We start from the raw sequence: 21,566 nt of genomic DNA, 5'->3' as shown, positions 1-21,566 counted from the left end.
CATCATACAAAAATTTTGCCGCTCTCGTAAAGCCAAGTTTCAAGTTTAATCAAAAAGCAAAAAGAATCGTGCAGATCTATGGGTTTTCATCAGTGGGCTTATCATGACGATGCTGTAAAAAATTACTGGGTTTTAAGGGCAGCGGCTGTTCAGTATCGAACTGATAACACGTCAGATAACCACTATCTATGGCTGCTGAATAATCGGTGCAGACCACTTGATGGCTGAGTGGTTCAGGCGTACCAGTCAGCCAATAGTGACCCACGAACACAGGTTTATGAGTTTTGATGGCAAAGTCGATGTTTTCGGCCAATGCATCGCTTGGAATTTGTGCCAAAGCAGAGGTAGGCGCGCGAGCAACTTCATAAAGCGTGCGTGTGTTCAGCTCATCAAGCCACCAACGCACTCGCACTCGCGTGCGCCTAGTACCTTCTTTATCTACCATTGCCATACCTTCGGGCAATGGCGTTTCCACCCCTTTTAGCACACGCTCAAGGGCATCGAACGGCACACTAGGCTCGCTTGCAGTGGCTATCAGGCCTTGCGGTGTCAGACAATTATTTTCTGTCAAAAAAGGCTGTAATATGGCCATACTATCGACATCCCAGCAAGCATGTACAAAGCAAGCGTCATCGCTCTCAAGCCATAATGGAATCTCATAAAAACGCTGTAACCAATACTGATGTTTGTCTGAACCAAATGGTACTTCAGCTAAAAACGCTTCATGCTGGCGTTTATGCACGTCGCTATGTGAGCGTAAATATTGAGTAGAATTATTAGGGTCAAGCGTGGCAAAAGCCAAAGCATTGTATTCATGATTACCCATGACCGCATCAGCCACATCGGCATCCAGCATGGCAAAAACAATCTCTAAAGTGGCCACCTGCTGTGGACCGCGATCGATCAAATCGCCAATAAATAGGGCCCGATGACCGATTGGAGGGACAAAATATTGCCCATTATGGCGATAGCCCAACTGTGTTAGTAAGCCCACTAACTTATCTGCATAACCGTGAACGTCACCAATAATGTCTATAATCATAATAAATCAGCAAATCTCAATGTAATATATTAAAGGTCAAAAAATCTTCATATGGCAATTTGGAACGGTTTGCCAGTCAAAAAAATGCTAACAAGGTATCATCATTGATGTCCTGTCTAACATCGTTTTTACGGTTATCAAGACATTTATAAAAATTACCTTAAAAACCAGGTGACAACAGCGCGCTCAAAAAGTGAGGCAACACTCTTGGCTCTAAAATAATCGTCGCGATGATACCGAACGCACCGCCCCACATATGTGCCATGTGGTTGATGTTTGAACCACCACGTTTATCAGCGTAAATACTATAAGCGACGTAAGCTACCGCAAACAATATCGCAGGGATAGGAATAACCGCAAATAGATAGATTTTTTCCCAAGGTGCCAACAAAATAAAAGCAAACAAGACTGCTGATACACCACCTGATGCGCCAAGGCTTAAGTAACTGGCATTGTTTTTATTTTTGATATAGCTTGGAATCATCGCAATAACAATCGCCAAGACATAAAATACCACAAAACCATAGCCAAACAAAAAGGGCTGATATAAGCCTTCAATAGCACGACCAAAAAAGTATAAAGTAAACATATTGAACAGCAAATGCATACTGTCAGCATGAATAAAACCATGCGTCACAAAACGATCCCATTGACCATTATTCACCGCTGGTGGATAAAAAATAAGTCGATTGAATAGCGTCTTGTTTTGCCATGCCAGTAAGCTAACAATAACGGTAATAATAATGATAAGGGTCGTATGGTTAAACAAAGGATAATCCTTAGGCCTCGCCTGATGGGTGACAATGTTATATAAAGGTTATAAATGACAATGTTCAACGCCTAAGCGTTACGGCTGAGTGAAAAATAAACATAACCAATGACAAATTATTAAACGTTAAGTCTTAATAGTACGTTCATACTAACAGTAGTTAGAATCTCGAAAAAATATATTGTGTGACAAAACGATGCATTTTTATGCTTTTATAGTGAATAATAGAGCAAGATGTTAAGTAACGTGAAAAATACCTCGTATCTTAGGGATAGTGGTGCATGAATAATATAAGGGTCCCAAAGTATGGCAGTAATAAATAAAATAAATAGTTAATTTTTTATAAAGTCAAAAAAGGCCGACAGAGGCAATTGTTTATGAGTATTATCAATCAATTAGAAAAAACCGTTACACCTGCTATATTAGGTAACAGTGACGATAAAAATACGGTGGCTTATGTCGGTTTGCTTGAGCAGTTTTATGCTCTTTTGGCGGCGCGTTTGGCATTACCACAGGTTTACTCGCACATTATGCGTGCCGATGAGGGAGTAACGTCTGATATTTCGGTAGAAAGCCCACTGTTTGAACAGCTGTGGCAAGATCAAGCAGTACAGCGACTGATCATTCAAGAGTTGGCTGACACGCATCATATTGACTTACTGACGACCTCGCAGCTACTGATTAACGCAGCTCCCTTGGCTTATCGCGAGCTAAAAATATTGGCTGATGGACAGTTCTTGCCAGCTTTTTTACAGACAGAACAGACAGCGTTGCGTCAGTACTTACCAATATGGTCGGCATCCGTGATTGCAGCACCTCAAATCTCTAATAGCGACTCATACCCAAATCTAAAACTGGGCGCAGACGCTGCTACTGTACCAGTGAGTGAGGCTTCTTTGGCTACGATAAAGACGTCCAATATAGACCAAGAAGCAGTCGCCACTTCCACAGCATCTTATGTAGAAAGCGCAAGCTACTTAGAAGATGCGGATAAAGAACGTACCACCGACAACTTGGTAGCCAATATGGATGGCATTCATGTCAATCCATCAGCGCATCATTGGGGCGACAACAGCAGCATGAAGCGAGAAAAAGTACGCACTCGCAATCAACGCAATGACTTACTGGTACGGGTGTTTTTATTAATCATAGCCATTGCTGGTATCGGACTTGCCGCATGGGCATTACTGATTAAACCCAATAATACGCCACCTGTAGAACCAGTCGCCGCAGAGCCAGTGGTCGCCCCACCTGTAGAAGTGCCAGCCCAAGTAATGACACCCGTTGATTTGATCGTTGGCGTAGACAACAGTGGGAGTTTATATACTTGTAGCGCAACGGTTGGCAACGAAGCATTGCAAGCGACATTGCAGCAGGCTCTGAATACAAGCTTTGGTGAGCAAGCGAGTACTTGTGAGTTGACCATCAAAGCAGGGGTAGCAACTGACATTGCCACTATTCCGCCACAAGTATTGCCGAATATCTTTACGACACTCAGGTCAACGCCATTTGCCCGTCTACAGCTGCAAAATGATCGCCTTATATTAGAGGCCCCAGACAGTATGCTACTGCAAAAAATGGTCGCAGATATACAGGCTTTAGCGCCAACGATGCTGATTGATAGCACAGCTCCTCTACCTCTACCAAATAACAGCAGTGACGGTGCCGCTATCAATAATATGGCAGGTATGAATGGGGCCAATATGCAATTTGAAAACGGCGATATAGCGCCCAATAGTCAATTCAATAATAACTACAATGGCAGTGGGTCTGGAGAGTATCAAGCATCAGATGATAATACGGGTGATAAGGTGACGCCTGTGCTTCCCGCACCAAATAATGGAGGTTTTAATAGTAATAACAATGTGCCTGCTGATATTCCTAGTAATATTCCTCGCAACACACCGACCAATACGATACCAAATAGATCGTCAGGCTCTATCTCCCCAGAGGAAGCAGATGACATGGCAAATAGTGTTATTGTAGTAGAGCCAGCGCAGGTGAGGTGACCACAGTTTAAATAAAAAGCATCATCTCTAATGAATATCAGTAAGCCAAAGCGCTTATCAAATTAAGCGGGCGGTGTGAGCGTTCTCTCATACCGTTCGTTTTTCTTTCCTGCCCTCTGTCGTTCTATCTATGCTAGCGATATTAGACTGAGATCACCATAATCAGAAAATAAGCCTTCGTTGTATTGAGTGACAATAAGATAATGACTTGTACTTGGTACTTCTTTTGGTTACGAGTCATAACTGAAACATTACTTAACGTATCATTTGTACAACAACGTGTTGATTGTGAATGTATGCTTAAAATTTTTATAATAACACTGGTTAAATGCAGTCATTAACGGTATGACCTGTTATGACTCGTCATTTTGTATCAGAATTTTTTATGAGCCGTTTATGGTTTGAATTATTTTTTACTACCGATTTTTTTGATATTAAAAGCTTCTAACTAACACTCAAATTATATTAATAATTAATGGAGAAAACACATTATGGATATTATCAGTCATTTGACAAGAACGGTAAGCCCAGCCGTATTAGGAGACGATCATAGTCCCGCTAAGCAAAATCTGCTTGAACAATTTTATGCGATTTTTGCAGCCCGTCTTGCTGACGCAAACACGTATAATCGCTTTGCTAATGAAAACATCGGGCGTGATGACCAACAATTTTACGATCGCGTTTGGACAGAGGATGCTCACCGTGACCAGATTGCTCGCGAATTAGCGACCAAACACGATGTCGATCAGACGGCCGCTCGTGGTTTAGTGGCAATGGCAGCACCACTTGCTTTTCATGAAATCAAAAGCTTAGCAGGCAATACGCCAGTACCGCAATTTTTAAATGACAATCTTGACAGTTATCAGCATCATATACCGGCTTGGGCCAGTACGGTTCTGCCAGCGGGCCTTCTGGCTGCCACCCCAGCAGTTGCTGGCGAGCATATCTCTGACACGGTTAGCACAGCGCCTTTGCAGCGCGAAGAAGAGCAAAAGGGCAGCTTTTTAAAAGCTTTATTGCCAATTATTGGTTTGATTATTTTAGGGGCGTTAGCGTGGGCACTGCTTCGTGGGTGTCAAGAGAACCCTGAGCCTGTGGCAACGCCTGCTGTGACCGAGCAGCAAGCAGCTGACGGTGATGAGCAAGTAGCGGTGGCAGCAGCTATTGAACCTGCTTCATTAAGTATCGCTACAGGGGAAAACAATGAGTTGTACGCTTGCCGCATGAATGTGGGCAATGAGACATTGCAGACCAACGTTATGAATGCGTTGACCAGTGCATTTGGTGATGAAGCCAATAAATGCCGCGCTGATGTAGACGATAACTTTGCAGCGGATATGCCAGCAGCAGCACAGCTTGCTACCATTCTGCCCATCGTCAAAAACGTACCAAACGCTAGCATGATTATCAAAGGCGATAACATCACCGTCAATGCGCCAGATGCTGCCGCTCTAGAAAAACTAGTATCTGATCTACAAGCGGCCGCGCCAGCGATGACCGTACAAGCTGAAGGTCCGTTAGATTTGCAGGGTGAAATTGATGATAGCTTGGCTGCGGCTGATGCAGCGATGATGAATTTGGGCGAAAATCCAGATCCTCGTGATGTGGCTCGTGCATTGAGCATACAGGTCATTAATTTTGAAGTAGATGAAGCCATTATCCCTGATGTAAATAAAGCGTTCCTTGACCGTGCTGCCAAAATCATGGCAGAAGTGCCAGATATGAACTTGGTGATTATTGGTCATACAGACAGTCAAGCGTCAGATGCTTATAACATGGAATTATCACGTGAGCGTGCTGATTCAGTCAAAGCATACTTGGTCTCTCAAGGCATTGATGAAAGTAAATTGTCTACGAAAGGTATGGGTGAGACCGATCCTATCGCTGACAACTCGACTGAACAAGGGCGTTTCCGCAATCGCCGTATTGAGTTTATGGTAAATGATCAAGATGTGAATGCCAATGAAGCCATGGCTACTGGCAACGCTGCGCTGGGTACAAATAATTCAATGGACCCTGACATGAACCCGCTTGATAACAATAATGATGATCTGCTACCAGATGGTGATGACGCCACCCAAGGTACAGCGTTAGATCCAACCAACTAAGCCTGCATTATTTAAGCTCTTGTATAAAACCTTTATCAATCACTAAAAAACCGCTCCTTATTCAGGAGCGGTTTTTATTTTGGCAAAAAATAAGTAATGAACAGAACATGCTTGATAGACAAAACGATTATTTTTAATAAAATTTATTGAAGCGCTACTTATAATTGGTAGGGTCTATCGATTCAGCCGTGTTATCAGTTGCTGCCTCTGTCGAAGATTGTGCATCAAAGAAGGTTTGCGTGACATTCTGTTTTGCTTGTTCCCAATAATCGAACTGCTGGCAAGTCGAGACAAGATCGCCTTGCCACATGGGTATCTTGCCACACATGGTTTTGATACGATTTTGATGAGGGTAAGACAGTTCTTGAGCGGCGGCTGCCGCTTCATGGGCTGCGACGCGATCATTACAAACCAGTGCAATGTCACACCCTGCCTCAATAGCTGCTTTGACACGAGCGCTGATATCACCGACTGCTTTTGCGCCAGCCATAGATAAGTCATCCGAAAAAATGACCCCTTCAAACTTAAGCTGATCGCGAAGAATGTCTTTTAGCCAAATTTTTGAGAATCCAGCAGGCTTATTATCGACTTGCGAGAAAATCACATGTGCGGGCATAACAGCATCCAACCAAGGCAGTGTTTGCGCAAATGGCTGCATATCACTATCGATAATATCCGCTAAGCTACGCGTATCAATTGCTTCTGACACATGTGAATCAGGCGCAATAGCACCATGACCGGGGAAATGTTTGCCCGTGGTTGCCATGCCAGCAGCTTTCATACCTCGCATAAACTGAGCTGCTAGTGCGGCGATAGCGGACGTCCCATGATGAAAGCTGCGATCTCCAATGACTTGGCTAATACCACCTCTGTCAAGTACTGGCGCAAAACTTAGGTCAATTCCCACCGCCATGACTTCGGTTGCCATGAGATAGCCACAGTCATAAGCACAGTTAAGGGCACGGTTTGGGTCTTGGTCAAATAAGTCTCCAAGTCTACCCATCGCTGGTAGTGGGGTAAAGCCTTCACGTAATCGTGCGACGCGGCCGCCTTCTTGATCAACCCCGATTAATATATCAGGATTGTGATAGCGGATGTCATCGCACAATGCGCGCACCTGTGCCGCATCAGCAACATTGCGGGCAAACAATATTACGCCCCCAACTTGTGCTTGTTTAATCAAGCTTACGTCCTCAGCAGTCAAGGCGGTACTATCGATATCAATCATTAAAACGCCATACATAGCCTAATCCTTATTGTGTTATATCGTGTCGTATTATATGTTTAATGGACAAAAGCGAATGCTAATCAAAGGCTGTCGCCATGTCACGATGACATTATTATGACAGTTATTGTGACCGTCGTATAATCCGATAACATCATCTACTAAAAGCGTGATATTAAGTCGAGGTAATTTTACGCAAAAATTATGAGAAAAATCGCTAGAATAAATATGATAGAAAGTTTGGTATGCGTAGACGTAGGGTGTAAGATTGCTTATACAGTTTGAGACAATTCGCTCCCTAGGCTCATGATAAGATTGAGTGATTTGTAGCGTCACATGGTAAGCTGCTAATGATAGCGATGAAGTGTTTCTACAGTATAGAAACTATAATGAGATAAAAAACCGATAGTTAATGGCAAACAAGCAATGGCGTGCAATGTAAAAAATAGGGTTGATAGGCAGAGATTGACCCAATAATTTTTGTTCCTGATACAACAGACAATATTAACTTAAAATAACTAGGTACATATATGAAAAAACAACCAGCGCAGTGGTTACTCAGTGCAGCGTCAGTGGGTGTGGCCGGTATTATACTTGCTCAAAGCTATGGCACCGCAGTAGCAGAAACCAATACTGAGGGTTTTGTACAGACACCAGAACAGAAAATCACCACTCGTCAGGTTGCAGCTTTGCTGGATCGAAGTCATTATCTCAATCAGCCATTAGATAGTAAGACTGGTAGCGAGATTTTGTCTATGTATATTGATAGCCTCGATACCAACCACACGTTATTTTTACAATCTGATGTGGATGAGTTTAAGAAAAAATACGGTGATGATTTTGGCGATCGTCTTAAGCGCGGTGATTTGTCTGCAGGGGTAGACGTTTTTGAGCGTTATCGCAAACGTTCAAACGAATATTTTACCATGGCAAGTAAAATGCTAAAGACGGATATCGATTTGACTGGTAATGAAACCATCGTGCTCGATCGTGAAAAACTGAATCATTTTAAAACCAAAAAAGAGCAGCGCGACTATTGGACGCGTCAGTTGAAATTTCAGTTGATGAGTATCACATTGGGCCAAGAAGATGAAAAGGCCAAAGAAAAAGTATTTTTGAGTAATCCAGATATCACGCGCGGACAGGATCTAGTACGTAACGATCAGCGTACGCCTAGTGAGATTTTGCAAAATCGTTTATCACGTCAGCAAGAGCAGTTCAAACGTCTCACCAATGATGAGATTATGGAAACCATCTTGAATACGGCAATGCTGACCTATGACCCGCACAGCAACTATTACGCGCCAGTACAAGCAAATGAATTGCAGATTCAGTCTAGCTTACAATTAGAAGGCATTGGTGTCTCCATTCGCCCTGACCGTAAAAACCCAGATTATACCCGTATTGTCACGTTAGTCGACGGCGGTCCAGCAGCCAAATCAGGTCAGATTAAGCCCAATGATTTGATCATTGGTATCGCCAAAGATGGCGAAAACATGACTGATGTGGTCGGCTGGTCAACACGTGAGATTGTCGGTTTGATTCGCGGCAAACGCGGTACATCAGTGACGATCAAGGTGCGTCAGCCTAATGCACCTGACGCTAGTGCTCGTAACGTGACCGTGGTTCGTGACATTATTCAACAAGAAGAATCTGGTGTCACTCATCGCGTGGTAGAAGTGCAGCGCCCCAATATTGATAAAACGCCAAAACGTATAGGCGTTCTTGAGATACCAAGTTTCTATTTAAATTATCGTGCTCGTCGCAATGGAGAAGATTATCGCAGCGTGAGTATCGATACCGAAAAAGCATTAAAGGCATTGAACGAAGAAAATATCGATGGTTTGGTTGTCGATTTGCGCAATAACCCAGGTGGTTCCTTGGATGAAGTTGCCAAGATGCTGGGCTTCTTTATTAAGAGTGGGCCAATGGTGCAAATCCGCGACAATCGCGGCAATGTGCAAGTCTATCGTGATGATGATGGTGGCGAGCAACTCTATGACGGTAAGATGACCGTGATTACCAATTTGGCTTCTGCCTCTGCCAGTGAGATATTTGCTGCTGCTATTCAAGACTATGGCCGTGGATTGGTTGTCGGTAGCACGACCACTGGTAAAGGCTCAGCTCAGATTCAGCTCGACAATCTAGCGCTGGGTTCAGCGACATTGACTCAGCGTAAATTCTACCGTGTCACTGGTGGTAGTACGCAAAATAAAGGGGTTGTGCCTGATGTTGAATTGGTCAATATCTACGATGATGCAACCTTTGGTGAGCGTGCGCAAAAAAATGCCCTACCTTGGGATACTATTAAGACGGCGCCCTACAAACCTGAAGGTAAGTTTACCGATACGACGCTTGCGACACTCAATCAGCAGTCTAAAATTCGTCAAGAGCAAAACCCACAGTTTGTGTATCTGTCCTCATTGAACGATATTCGCGATATGGAAGATGAGAAAAAACCCATTCTCCTTGATATTAATAGTCGCCGCGCTAAGATGAAATTGATTGAAAAGCGTTCGTTAGAAGCTGAAAACAAACGCCTTATCGCAACTGGCGAACGTCCATATACCAATTGGAATACCTATCAAGCGGCAATGGATGCAAAATTCGAAGAGCGTAGCCGAATGAAAGCTATTGAGCGTCCAGAATTGCCTGAAGATGAAGCCTTTATTAATGAAGCGGCTTATCTTATGTTGAGCGCCGACCCTGAAGCAACAGTGAGTCCCAAAGAGAAGCTATAGATAGCATTATTCAAATTCATGTAAGCATATGCTTACATGAATTGACGCTTCAACCTCTTACTAACCATGAGCCAATCTGCGATTATAAACGTACGGCATGATTGAACGGAACGGTTCATTGGTACTAGGGATTGGTATCTTAAAGGTCGCATCAGGGATAGATGGTTTAGTAATTAAGGATGATAAGGCTGGATGCCTGTTAGTTATAAGATATCTCGGGATTAGGTATTGTATAACGTTAACATGGATGGTTGATGATAAAAGCCGCATGATGCTCGTCATTATGCGGCTTTGTTATTTCTGAAAAAGCATAATTTGTATCAAGCTGACATTATGTTAATGGCATGGGTTTAATAATGTTTTGCTTATTTTTAGTCCATAAAAAAGGCCAGTAGACTTAGCTACCGACCTTTTTAGATTAAATAACCTGCTCAATAAGAAAAAGTCATTTAATACCTCTACACGATATTCTAAGAGAACGAATCATTCCAAAAGAAAAAGTGCTCTAAAAAACATCAATACTCTAAACGAGATTAATGCTCAACGCCACCTGCACCATGTACATGGCCATGGTTTAGTTCGTCTTCAGTTGCTGCACGTACTTCTTGAATTTCAACATCAAAAGTCAAACGCTTACCAGCCAATGGATGGTTAGCATCAACCGTTACTTCTTGATCGTTTACATCAGTAACTGTCACTAGCATGACTTGACCACCAGCTTCTGACTGGAATTGCATACCAGGCTGGATATCATCAACGCCTTGGAAGTTGTCACGTGGTACATGTTGTACCGCTTGTTCTTGATACTCGCCGTAACCGTCAGCAGGCTCAACAACGGCGTTTACTTTTTCGCCAGCAGATTTGCCTTCTAGTTGTTGCTCAAGACCTGGAATGATGTTGCTATGGCCATGTAAGTAAGCAAGTGGCTGACCTTCTGGTGATTGGTCAAGGATGTTGCCTTCGTCGTCTTTTAGAGTGTAATTGAATGTGACGGCGGTGTCTTTTGCGATAGTAGTCATAAATTATCCTAAATATATCTATGTAAAAAATTAAATACGGTTGCAATAAACCTAAAAAATCCAATCAGCAAGCCCAATAGGCACGTCATTAGTCAATTATCATCAGTTTATTTAAGTAACTTTAGCAGTTAGCATCTTTAATTGCGATGGGTCCCATAACTTTCAAGGCAAAAACAAGAAAAAATGCTATTTAATCTAAATAAATGGTTTATTTTTTTAAAATAGAGACGGTTTTTTCTTATTTGACTGTTTGAAATCGCTGTTCACGGTTTGTCAGTTGCGTTTTTTGGTCAGTGCTTCTACCATGAAGATAAAAATAAGGACAAAAAATATGACTTCATTTAATTCTAAGGCTAAGCATCTATCAGTGGACACGGCTACTGATGTGACTAGCGCAAAGAACAATACAAAAGCTGATATTCGTTATCAATTTAACTTTGAGCGCTTTTTAGAGCATTTGGTTGATGTATCGCTTAGCTTTACCGCACTGACAGCGTCTCCTAAGCTTTGGCTACCAGCATGGATACCGGGCAGTTATTTGATGCGCGAGTTCGCTCGAAATATCACCGCAGTTCAGTATCGTATTCTTGAGGGAGACAACACCTCTGACGCTTACCGCGCGCAAAAAACAGATAAAAACACATGGCAGCTACCACAAGTCAAAGTAGGGCAGACGGTAGTCGTGGACTATGAAGTCTACTGCTACGATTTATCAGTGCGAACCGCTTACGTCGATCAACAACGTCTCTACGGTAACTTCACCTCGTTGGCACTCGCAGTCGAGGGGCAGGAGCTATCGCCAATAAAGGCAAGCTTACTTGTGCCTGCCACATTTTTGGTGGACAAAGAAACCAGTCGTGTACGCTTAGCATGCGGTTTAACCTCGACCCATTTGACTCTTGAGGAATCACAACATGACGGTCAACACAGCTATGGGTTACAAGTAGATAATTATCATGAGTTTATTGATTATCCGTTTGAGATTGCAGAGCAAGATACGTTTGACTTCATTGTTCATGATGATACCCATCAGACGCTACCACATCGATTTTTTCTCTCAGGTAAGCACCATGCCAATATGGGCAGGTTGCAGCAAGATGTGACTCAGATTTGTCAGACGTATCTAAACTGGCTCGGCGACGCGCCCTTTGACAATTATACTTTTATGACGTTTGCCAGCGGTCAGGATTATGGCGGCCTAGAGCATATTAATTCTACTAGCCTGATTACACCGCGCCGTGACTTACCAAGTATCGATGAACCAGCGATACCCAGTAGTGACTATCAACGGTTTTTAGGACTATGCAGCCATGAGTATTTTCATGCATGGTGGGTCAAGACCGTACGCCCCGATGTCATGCTAGAGGTGGATTTGCGCCGTGAAGCTTTTACGCCACTACTATGGGTCTTTGAAGGGTTCACGTCTTATATCGATGACTTTATGTTGCAAGCATCAGGGGTGGTCGATAAAGCAAGTTATCTTAAGCTGCTGGCTGAGCAAATCAACCGCTATTATCAAACTCCAGGTCGCGCTTATCAAAGCGTTGCAGAGTCGAGTTTTGATGCGTGGATTAAGCTGTACCGTAGCGATGAGAACACAGGCAATGCAGGTATCAGTTATTATAATAAAGGGGCGCTGGTTGCGTTGTGTTTGGATTTGATGCTGCTACAAAAGAGCGCTGGTCGCTACCGTTTATTTGACGTGGTCAAAGCTTTCTATAATCAAGCTAAGCAAAATGACAATAAACGCATCGGTATCAGTAGTGCTGATATGGGCGTGGTGATTGGTCAATTTATACCACTTGCAGATTGGGAAGATTTTGAGCGGCGCTATGTCAATGGCGTTGAAGAGCTACCCATTGAAGCCATGCTGAGAGAAAGTGGGGTCAAACTTCGTACCAATACCAAAGAGACCTCTGATAAACACGTGCCTTGGGGCATACGATGTACTGAAACACCAGCAGGTCTTAAGATCAATCGCGTACAGCGTGATAGTGCGGCTGCCAAAGCTGGCCTTTCAGCACATGACGTTATCGTTGCCATTGATGGCATCAAAGCCACCAGTAAGCAATTGGGATCACTCAATCAGGCAGATCGCGATGTCGAATGTCATCTGTTTCGTCGCGATGAGCTGATAGCGGTTAATGTACGACCTAAATCGGTGCAAGTCACCGATGACAAGGCTTTAACACCTTATAAGGTCAGTCTACATTTAAGTGAAGAGGGCGATGAGTCGTTACAGAATGTAGGGAGCTGGCAGACATGGTTAAATGTCATGGAGCGTCATCAAAGTTAAAGTATTTTTTTAATGACTGTCTACAATTAAGCCCAAAAACAAAAACCCCTGCTAACCAGTAACCGTTAGCAGGGGTTTGCTGTTGTACTTATCCAGTTTTTTGATAATTCATAGTTGAGTCAAAAATAAATGCGTGAACAACAAGCGTCTGAGCATTAAGGTTTTAAGAAACGCTCGATTGTGTGCGGACTTCGGTTGTACTAAGCGCTTCGTTTTCGTCAGATTTAGAATTTCCGCTCATTTCGTCAGGTTTATCAAGCTTATCATTACTGCTTTCATTTGCCTCAACGTCTGCAATCCACTTTTGCATCAATTCAATCTCTGGTTGCTGAGCATTGATAATATCTTGTGCCAACTGACGCATTTCTTCATCAGTACCATATTTCAGCTGGATTTCTGCCATTTCTACCGCACCAAGGTGATGGGGTAGCATACCACGTACAAATGCCACATCAGGCACAGGGTCAGCAATACCCAATACCATTTTGCCGTTCAATATATCCATACTTCTTGCATACTCTTGCTGCATGGCTGCGGTATTGGGTTTGGGTTTGGAGACATCAGGGTGGCTGGCAAGCCATTTGTTCAAAATATCAACTTCAGCTTGCTCAGTGTCAATAATGTTCTGAGCCAGTTGACGCATGGCATCATCATTGCCGTATTTTAGCTGAATTTTTGCCATGTCAATCGCGCCATGATGGTGGCCGAGCATTGATTTGGCAAAAGCCGTATCAGGATCGTTATACCCCATGCCAATCATCATCTCATCGTGCATTCTGGTCATGGCTCTTGTGTAATCTCTCAGCACGTCCGTCATTTGCGTGTCATTGATGTCATTTTGATTTTCTATCGACGTTTCATCTTCGTTACTGGTTTCTGTAACCTCAGGGACTGGCGGTGCGGTGATCTCTTCAGAAGCAGCTTCATTGTCTTTCGTTGTCGGCTGGCAGGCACTCAGTATGAGTCCAACAGAAAAGCTGGTAGCCAACAAGACAAAACGACGAGAAGCAATCATGACATATCCCTATTATAAAAATTTCAATGCAAATGGGTGAGATTGATTACACACAATCCATAAGGGTATAAATTCTAGCAGATGAACCTTACTGGTTCGAGACTCTATGTTTAACAGGTCGTAATATATCTACTTAGTATCGCCATTTCGACGTAACATCGATATGTTGAGAATATCGAAGGCCATGCGCGACTGGAATAAATTTTCCTTAGGTGCTGTTAAAACATAGGCTGCGAAAAATTTATCCCAGTCGTACGGTCTCATTTTTAAAGTAAATTGACCGTATTAAAGTGGTTTATTGATAGATAAATCATATTGATTGGCATGGGAGGTTGAAAAAGTCGCTAAACATGAGTCATTGAGCAAGATGAATCAATCGATAAGCCCTAACTGCTGACAGCGCTCATTATTGAGATGAATACGCACAAACTCACCAACTGCCAAATCACCCAGTTCAAACCCAGCGACCGACCAGCGAATCAAGCGTAAGCAAGGCAACCCAACATGTGCGGTCATGCGCCTTACTTGACGGTTTTTACCTTCATAAATAGTCAGCATCAGCCAAGAATCTGGCACACTTTTGCGTTCACGTATCGGTGGATTACGCTGCCAAAGTGGCATTGGTAATGTCTCTTTACTGACGTGTTTAATATCGGCCGGCAAGGTTTTACCATCTTTAAGCATGACACCACGCCTAAGCATATCAAGTTGCTCAGTAGTAGGAATGCCTTCAACTTGTACCAAATAGGTTTTACCCTGTTTACGTCCGGCATTGGCTTTTGGTGGATGAGTAATCGCTTTGTTCACTCGGCCATCATCGGTCAAAATCAATAAGCCTTCTGAAGTAGCATCCAGCCTACCTGCGACCCGTAAAGACTTATCCGTAAAGTAGTGAGACAAGGTGATGTGGTCGTTGTTGCTATCATTACGAAACTGACTTTGTACCCCATAAGGCTTATTGAATAAAATGAGACTAGAAGTCGACATAAAATGGTGTGTCCTAAAGATAAATCATGGGTGAATCAGCGTAGAGTACATCTGACCAAATGGTATTTGATATTAAAAATGAAGCCGAAAAGATCGGCTCTGAATTACTATAGTTTACATATCGGCCCATAAAAATAAGGCATCATCATTATGGCAGTGGTATCTATATGATCCCTTCCCGCCTACAAGCGCTACGCTAGAAAACTGATGGTTCAGCCTTCTATTTTAGTACAATATTCAAGACAGTTTGTGCCTTTTTCTATATTGCTTATGCCAGAGTTGATCGATTTGATAAGCAGTCAAATTATGAAAAGCTCGTGGTGACTATAATAGGCAATACCATATCGCAATGGTTTTACTTATCAATATTTTTAGCGAACGAGCGTTCTCATCACAATACAATTGCCCGCACTGGCAAAAAAAGCACCAAATATGCTTGTGATACCTGATATACAACTAAGGAGATTTATCCATGGCCTATGATAAGGTTATCGTACCAAGAGACGGAGAAAAAATTACTGTAAACGCTGATTTGTCGTTAAATGTGCCCAACAATCCTATCATTCCATTTATCGAAGGGGATGGCATTGGGGTTGACATCACACCTGTCATGATAAAAGTAGTGAATGGGGCGGTAGACAAAGCTTATCACGGTAAAAGATCTATCATTTGGATGGAAGTATATTTGGGTGAAAAAGCGGCTAAGGTTTATGATGGTGAATATTTACCAAGTGAGACGCTAGAGGTTTTAAAAGACTATATTATCAGTATCAAAGGTCCATTGACCACCCCAGTTGGCGGTGGCTTTCGTTCATTAAACGTGGCAGTACGTCAGGAGCTTGACTTGTATGTGTGTCAGCGCCCGGTGCGCTGGTTTGAAGGAGTGCCAAGTCCCGTTCGTCAACCCGAACTGACTGATATGGTGATTTTCCGCGAAAACGCAGAAGATATCTATGCAGGTATTGAGTGGGAAGCCGGCAGCGATGAGGCCAAAAAAGTCATTAATTTCTTAGAAAAAGAGATGGGTGTGACCAAAATCCGTTTCTCAGAGGATTGCGGTATTGGCATAAAGCCTGTATCAAAGGAAGGCTCACAGCGTCTCGTACATAAAGCCATTCAGCATGCCATCGATAATGACCTACCAAGTGTGACCTTAGTGCACAAAGGTAATATTATGAAATTCACCGAAGGCGCATTTAAAGAGTGGGGTTATGAGGTAGCGGCAGAGAGCTTCGGTGCAGCGCTGTTGGACGGTGGCCCTTGGATGACCCTAACTAATCCGAAAACGGGTAATGATATCATTATCAAAGATGTCATCGCTGATGCGTTCTTACAGCAAATCTTGATGCGCCCTGCTGACTACTCTGTGGTGGCAACCTTAAATTTAAACGGCGATTATATTTCTGATGCACTAGCGGCGCAAGTGGGCGGTATTGGTATCGCGCCAGGTGCCAACAAGGGCAGCGCTGTCTCTGTCTACGAAGCGACTCATGGTACAGCGCCTAAATATGCTGGGCAAGATAAAGTCAATCCCGGCTCATTGATTTTATCGGCTGAGATGATGCTACGCGATATGGGATGGACGGAAGCGGCTGATCTCATTATTAATGGTATCCAAGGCGCGATTGCACAAAAGACAGTGACTTATGATTTTGAGCGCTTAATGCCAAAGGCGACCTTACTCAGTACGTCTGAATTTGGTGACGCGGTGATTAAGCATATGGACGCTTAGTCCATCAGCGAGCTGAACAAGCGGTTACCAAATGCTAGTCAGTCTAAGCAAACCACTAAAAAAGCCATCTGCCCTTAGGTAGATGGCTTTTTTACGACAGGAGTTATGTAGATAGGTTGGTTTAAAAATAGAGTGCACAATAAAAGGCACCCCTCAGATTTAGAATCTTTGGGGTGCCTTTTATTAATTCTGACTGATGCTCGGATAAAAGCTTTTAAGTACCTATCACTTAACCCAAGCTCAGCACATGATCAAAACGTTGTTATTCTGAAGCGCTTACAAAGAAAGCTCTTACAAAGAAGCCAATGCTTCATTAAACAACTTGCTTGGACGCATGATTTGTTCAGCCAGTTTTTCATCCGCCATGTAGTAGCCTTTGATATCTACTGATTTGTTTTGAGCATTATTCAACTCTTTAACAATCGCTGCTTCATTAGCTTCAAGCTTTTGAGCCAACTCTGAGAATTGTGCTTTTAACTCAGCATCTTGATCTTGTGCGGCCAGCTCTTCTGCCCAGTACATTGCCAAATAGAAATGACTGCCGCGGTTGTCAAGCTCACCCGTTTTACGTGATGGTGACTTGTCATTTAACAACAGTTTTTCAGTGGCTCTATCAAGCGTGTCTGCCAAGATTTGCGCTTTTGCATTGTTGTCATTTTTGGCCAAATGCTCCAAAGAGACTGCCAATGCTAAAAACTCACCCAATGAATCCCAACGTAAGTGGTTTTCCTCGATAAGCTGCTGAACATGCTTTGGTGCAGAACCACCAGCGCCTGTTTCAAACAAACCACCGCCCATCATGAGTGGAACGACAGACAGCATTTTGGCACTTGTTCCTAATTCTAGGATTGGGAATAAGTCGGTGAGATAATCGCGTAAAATGTTACCAGTCGCAGAAATCGTGTCAAGACCACGAGCAACACGCTCTAAAGTGTAACGCATAGCGCGAACCTGAGACATGATTTCGATATGTAGACCTTCGGTGTCATACTCTTTTAGATACGTTTTTACCTTTTTGATCAGCTCGTTTTCATGTGGACGGTATGGGTCCAACCAGAAAATAACCGGGGTGTTAGAGTCGCGCGCACGGCTAACAGCAAGTTTTACCCAATCTTGAATAGGATCATCTTTGGTCTGGCACATACGCCAGATATCGCCTTCTTCAACACGCTGCTCAAGCAATACTTCATCGGTATCAATATCAACGATACGCGCGATGCCATTATCACTAGACTCAAACGTCTTATCATGTGAGCCGTACTCTTCTGCTTTTTGAGCCATCAAACCAACGTTAGGTACAGTACCCATGGTGGTTGGGTCAAAGTTACCATGCCATTTACAGAAATTGATCATTTCTTGATAAATGCGGGCAAAGGTAGACTCTGGCATGACCGCTTTACAATCATACATTTTGCCATCAGCGCCCCACATTTTACCGCCTGCACGGATCATGGCTGGCATAGATGCGTCAACAATGACGTCACTTGGCGAATGGAAGTTGGTGATGCCTTTGGCTGAATCAACCATCGCAAGACGTGGACGATGCTCTTGACAAGCATGCAAATCGTTTTCGATTTCTTCACGTTTGCTGGCTGGTAGCTCAGCGATTTTCTCGTACAAGCTGGCCATACCGTTATTGACGTTGATACCCAACTCTTCAAACAATGCCGCGTGCTTTTTGAAAGCGTCTTTATAGTAGATTCTAACCGCATGACCAAACACGATAGGATGCGATACTTTCATCATGGTGGCTTTTACATGCAATGAAAACAAGATACCCGCTTCGCGGCAGTCTTCCATTTCTTGCTCATAAAAATCAAGCAGCGCTTTTTTGCTCATGAACATAAGATCGATAACTTCTTTGTCAAGCAAAGCGATTTTTGGCTTTAATACTTTGGTCTCGCCAGCGTCAGTCACCAACTCCATACGTACGGTGCGCGCCTTGTCTAAAGTTATAGACTGCTCACCATCATAAAAATCGCCACTGTGCATATGCGATACGTGCGTGCTTGACCACTGTTTCCACTCACCCATAGAATGCGGATGCTTGCGAGCGTAGTTCTTTACGGCTTTTGGCGCACGGCGGTCTGAGTTACCTTCACGTAAAACAGGATTGACTGAACTGCCCAAACTTTTGCCATAACGCTTACGAATCTCTTGTTCTTCTTCCGTTTTAGGATCATCTGGGAAGTCAGGAATCGCATAGCCTTTGCTTTGTAGTTCTTTGATAGCAGCGCGTAGCTGTTGTACAGAGGCACTGATGTTAGGTAGCTTGATGATGTTGGTGTTTGGATCTTGCGTCAGACGCCCAAGCTCAGCCAAGTTGTCCGGAACACGTTGCTCTTCCGTTAAGTAATCAGGGAATTCAGCCAATACACGTGCGGCAACAGAGATATCACTGGTTTCGACAGAAACGCCTGCCGTTTGTGTGAATGCTTTAACAATAGGTAAAAATGATAAGGTTGCAAGCGCTGGGGCTTCGTCAGTTTTTGTATAAATAATTTTTGACATTTTAGTAGTGTCTTCCTTTTTTTAGAGTTAAAAATAAAATAAAGCGCAAATATGATGTTGAATATGTTTTAACAAATACTATATTTCAACAAATACTATGCATGGTGAACGACGTGATTAAGTTCATCATATCTGGCTTCTCAAAATTTTTTGAAACTGCTGAACACGTCTCTTTTTAATTTTCACTAAACTTGTGCTTTGAGACTGCATGCTACTACTGGGCCGTTAATCCACTATAAATCATCTTTGCTGTCAATCTCATATAGTGAACTAAGTATACTGTTTTCGCTCATATCCTATGTGTTTGAATTATATTAAGCTAATAACAACCTTATTCTACCAGCCATCCGCTTCAATATCATCTTTTCCATACAACTCCTGCCTCTTTGTCTGACGAAAAAGGCGGTATGGCTAAGAGGATTTTTTTGAAGTCTTTGAGCGATAACGCTTATAAAAGGCAAGGGTAGTTAGCCCAGCATAACGTGGTTTCAATGGCGTCCCTTCTATTTTAGAGCGGTTAGATTGTCTTTTTATTGACCGCTAAACGAAGTATTATTGAGCATCCACATCATTATAATAAATGATCATAATAAAAAACCACCTATATAGCTGTAGGTGGTTTTTTGTTGAAGCGGTCATAAATTTTGCAAATTGTGACAGCAAATAGGCAAAAATTTGCTAGGCTAGATGACTGATCGATAGAATATCGGCAAACATAGAGTAAGCAAAAGTATGAATTTAAAATACGCATTGATAAATGACACCAGTTGGCAAGACCAAGCAGATTGGCAGACACCAGATACACCTTTTATGTCATTTGCTTTTTGGCAAGCGCTCAGCGATACAGGAGCGATAGGTGAGCAGGCTGGCTGGTTACCCATATTTATTTTGGTTTATCGCGATACAGACAGCTTGGTAGATATGGCAATAGATGAGTCTGTAGAGAGTGATCTTTATGATGTTGATCAACGTCCTACCACACCGATTGCTGTATTGCCCGTATTCATAAAAGGTCATCATCGCGGTGAGTTTGTGTTTGATTATTCATGGGCGGAGGCGTACGCGCGCTACGGGGTAGATTATTATCCTCGGCTAGTGACCAGCGTGCCTTATACCCCGATTACAGGTCAGCGGTTTTGGTTGGCAAAAGGGGAAACCTTAGATACTGATATTCTCAAGACCGCCATCGCAGGCGTCGATGATATTGCGCAGCAAGTGGGCGCGTCAAGCTGGCATGGCTTGTTTGTCACATCAGAGATGGCTGATGTCGCAACTGCTTCAATGCCGACAGGTCTGGATGTAGAGCTTGCTATCGCAGCACAAGAAAACGGTATAGAACCTGTGCCTATCGAGATGCCGATACTAGAGCGACAAGGGTGTCAGTTTTTGTGGCAAAATAAAGACTTACTCAGAGACAGTCAGCCTTTTGCAGATTTTGATGCGTTTTTGATGACCCTAAAAGCCAAAAAGCGCAAGACCATCCGCGCTGAGCGGCGTAAGGTGTCTGAGCAAGGTATTACTTGTCAACGCAAATGCGGCGACGATATTAGCGATGCAGACTGGAAGGCTTTTTATCATTGTTACGTCATGACGTATGCCGTGCGCGGTCAACAGCCGTATTTGACGATAGGTTTTTTTATGGCATTGGCGCAAAATATGTCTGAGCATTTGATGCTAGCACAAGCGCTAAACGACCACGGCGAAATTATTGCCAGCAGTTTGTTCTTATATGATGATCCTAACAGTGACAGTACTGGTCATAGGCCCACCTTATATGGCCGTTATTGGGGCGCACTTGGCGAATACGACAGCTTGCACTTTGAGTTGTGCTACTATCAAGGCATTGAGTTTGCCATCGAAAAAAACCTGACGTATTTTGATCCCGGTACTCAAGGCGAGCATAAACTGATTCGGGGTTTTATTCCAACGATGACGCACTCCTTACATCGCATTTATGATGCGCGTTTTGTCCCAGCGATTAGTAATTTTTGTACGCAGGATCGACAGCACATGGCACAGTATCGCCAACAAGCGTTTGAAGCCTTGCCATTTAACGCTGATAATATGCCTGACTTTGATACCAATCGTTTTTGATGCTCAGAACTATATTTG

13 protein-coding genes are annotated in these 21,566 nt (G+C 43.2%); 6 read left to right on the top strand and 7 right to left on the bottom strand.

Going from position 1 to position 21,566, the window contains the following annotated elements; genetic code table 11:
- Positions 1-76: 76 nt before the first annotated feature.
- Together CIK80_RS05555 and CIK80_RS05550 are read right to left on the bottom strand one after the other, a co-directional pair.
- Positions 77-1,042, bottom strand: a complete 966-nt coding sequence (locus CIK80_RS05555) for a metallophosphoesterase (protein ID WP_095569158.1) — start codon at positions 1,040-1,042, stop codon at positions 77-79.
- 160 nt (positions 1,043-1,202) lie between these two features.
- Positions 1,203-1,811 carry a rhomboid family intramembrane serine protease gene (locus CIK80_RS05550; RefSeq protein ID WP_095569157.1) on the bottom strand — a complete coding sequence of 203 codons (609 nt, stop codon included), beginning with the start codon at positions 1,809-1,811 and terminating at the stop codon, positions 1,203-1,205.
- Positions 1,812-2,188: 377 nt separating this feature from the next.
- On the opposite strand from CIK80_RS05550, the gene CIK80_RS05545 reads away from it, so the two are divergent.
- Together CIK80_RS05545 and CIK80_RS05540 are read left to right on the top strand one after the other, a co-directional pair.
- Positions 2,189-3,820, top strand: a complete 1,632-nt coding sequence (locus CIK80_RS05545) for a hypothetical protein (RefSeq protein WP_095569156.1) — start codon at positions 2,189-2,191, stop codon at positions 3,818-3,820.
- A gap of 491 nt (positions 3,821-4,311) precedes the next feature.
- On the top strand, positions 4,312-5,928 hold the full coding sequence (locus tag CIK80_RS05540; protein WP_095569155.1) for an OmpA family protein: 1,617 nt from the start codon (positions 4,312-4,314) through the stop codon (positions 5,926-5,928).
- 154 nt (positions 5,929-6,082) lie between these two features.
- On the opposite strand, the gene nagZ is transcribed toward CIK80_RS05540, so the two are convergent.
- Positions 6,083-7,171, bottom strand: coding sequence for a beta-N-acetylhexosaminidase (gene nagZ / locus CIK80_RS05535; protein WP_095569154.1), 1,089 nt, complete (start codon positions 7,169-7,171; stop codon positions 6,083-6,085).
- Positions 7,172-7,683: 512 nt separating this feature from the next.
- Here nagZ and CIK80_RS05530 point away from each other — a divergent pair.
- Positions 7,684-9,894, top strand: coding sequence for a carboxy terminal-processing peptidase (locus CIK80_RS05530; RefSeq protein WP_062843749.1), 2,211 nt, complete (start codon positions 7,684-7,686; stop codon positions 9,892-9,894).
- Positions 9,895-10,427: 533 nt separating this feature from the next.
- Here the strand turns inward: CIK80_RS05530 and CIK80_RS05520 are convergent.
- Positions 10,428-10,913 carry a peptidylprolyl isomerase gene (locus tag CIK80_RS05520; RefSeq protein ID WP_062843751.1) on the bottom strand — a complete coding sequence of 162 codons (486 nt, stop codon included), beginning with the start codon at positions 10,911-10,913 and terminating at the stop codon, positions 10,428-10,430.
- A gap of 331 nt (positions 10,914-11,244) precedes the next feature.
- On the opposite strand from CIK80_RS05520, the gene CIK80_RS05515 reads away from it, so the two are divergent.
- Positions 11,245-13,209, top strand: coding sequence for a PDZ domain-containing protein (locus tag CIK80_RS05515; protein ID WP_095569152.1), 1,965 nt, complete (start codon positions 11,245-11,247; stop codon positions 13,207-13,209).
- A 163-nt stretch (positions 13,210-13,372) separates the two neighbouring features.
- Here the strand turns inward: CIK80_RS05515 and CIK80_RS05510 are convergent, their stop codons facing one another.
- Positions 13,373-14,224, bottom strand: a complete 852-nt coding sequence (locus CIK80_RS05510) for a DUF305 domain-containing protein (protein WP_095569151.1) — start codon at positions 14,222-14,224, stop codon at positions 13,373-13,375.
- A 372-nt stretch (positions 14,225-14,596) separates the two neighbouring features.
- Positions 14,597-15,211 (bottom strand): pseudouridine synthase, encoded by a 615-nt coding sequence (locus CIK80_RS05505; RefSeq protein WP_095569150.1) that lies wholly within the window; start codon positions 15,209-15,211, stop codon positions 14,597-14,599.
- Positions 15,212-15,683: 472 nt separating this feature from the next.
- Here CIK80_RS05505 and icd point away from each other — a divergent pair, with 472 nt between their 5' ends.
- Entirely contained in the window at positions 15,684-16,943 is a 1,260-nt protein-coding gene (icd, locus tag CIK80_RS05500; protein WP_095569149.1) for an NADP-dependent isocitrate dehydrogenase, read from the top strand.
- Positions 16,944-17,234: 291 nt separating this feature from the next.
- Here the strand turns inward: icd and CIK80_RS05495 are convergent, their stop codons facing one another.
- Entirely contained in the window at positions 17,235-19,454 is a 2,220-nt protein-coding gene (locus CIK80_RS05495; RefSeq protein WP_095569148.1) for an NADP-dependent isocitrate dehydrogenase, read from the bottom strand.
- 732 nt (positions 19,455-20,186) lie between these two features.
- On the opposite strand from CIK80_RS05495, the gene CIK80_RS05490 reads away from it, so the two are divergent.
- The gene (locus CIK80_RS05490) at positions 20,187-21,548 is read left to right on the top strand and encodes a GNAT family N-acetyltransferase (RefSeq protein ID WP_095569147.1); all 1,362 of its coding nucleotides are present in this window, start codon (positions 20,187-20,189) and stop codon (positions 21,546-21,548) included.
- Positions 21,549-21,566 lie beyond the last annotated feature (18 nt).

Source organism: Psychrobacter sp. JB193 (assembly GCF_002285555.1).
In the GTDB taxonomy this organism is placed as follows: domain Bacteria; phylum Pseudomonadota; class Gammaproteobacteria; order Pseudomonadales; family Moraxellaceae; genus Psychrobacter; species Psychrobacter alimentarius.
The sequence above is the reverse complement of the archived record's forward strand: the minus strand, read 5'-3'. Positions and strand labels throughout refer to the sequence as shown.

Bases quoted from the DNA above. Each gene is read 5' to 3' on its own strand.
- nagZ (WP_095569154.1), bottom strand. From the start codon at position 7,171: ATGTATGGCGTTTTAATGATTGATATCGATAGTACCGCCTTGACTGCT.
- CIK80_RS05490 (WP_095569147.1), top strand. From the start codon at position 20,187: ATGAATTTAAAATACGCATTGATAAATGACACCAGTTGGCAAGACCAA.
- CIK80_RS05520 (WP_062843751.1), bottom strand. From the start codon at position 10,913: ATGACTACTATCGCAAAAGACACCGCCGTCACATTCAATTACACTCTA.
- CIK80_RS05545 (WP_095569156.1), top strand. From the start codon at position 2,189: ATGAGTATTATCAATCAATTAGAAAAAACCGTTACACCTGCTATATTA.
- CIK80_RS05505 (WP_095569150.1), bottom strand. From the start codon at position 15,211: ATGTCGACTTCTAGTCTCATTTTATTCAATAAGCCTTATGGGGTACAA.
- CIK80_RS05555 (WP_095569158.1), bottom strand. From the start codon at position 1,042: ATGATTATAGACATTATTGGTGACGTTCACGGTTATGCAGATAAGTTA.
- CIK80_RS05540 (WP_095569155.1), top strand. From the start codon at position 4,312: ATGGATATTATCAGTCATTTGACAAGAACGGTAAGCCCAGCCGTATTA.
- icd (WP_095569149.1), top strand. From the start codon at position 15,684: ATGGCCTATGATAAGGTTATCGTACCAAGAGACGGAGAAAAAATTACT.
- CIK80_RS05515 (WP_095569152.1), top strand. From the start codon at position 11,245: ATGACTTCATTTAATTCTAAGGCTAAGCATCTATCAGTGGACACGGCT.
- CIK80_RS05510 (WP_095569151.1), bottom strand. From the start codon at position 14,224: ATGATTGCTTCTCGTCGTTTTGTCTTGTTGGCTACCAGCTTTTCTGTT.
- CIK80_RS05495 (WP_095569148.1), bottom strand. From the start codon at position 19,454: ATGTCAAAAATTATTTATACAAAAACTGACGAAGCCCCAGCGCTTGCA.
- CIK80_RS05530 (WP_062843749.1), top strand. From the start codon at position 7,684: ATGAAAAAACAACCAGCGCAGTGGTTACTCAGTGCAGCGTCAGTGGGT.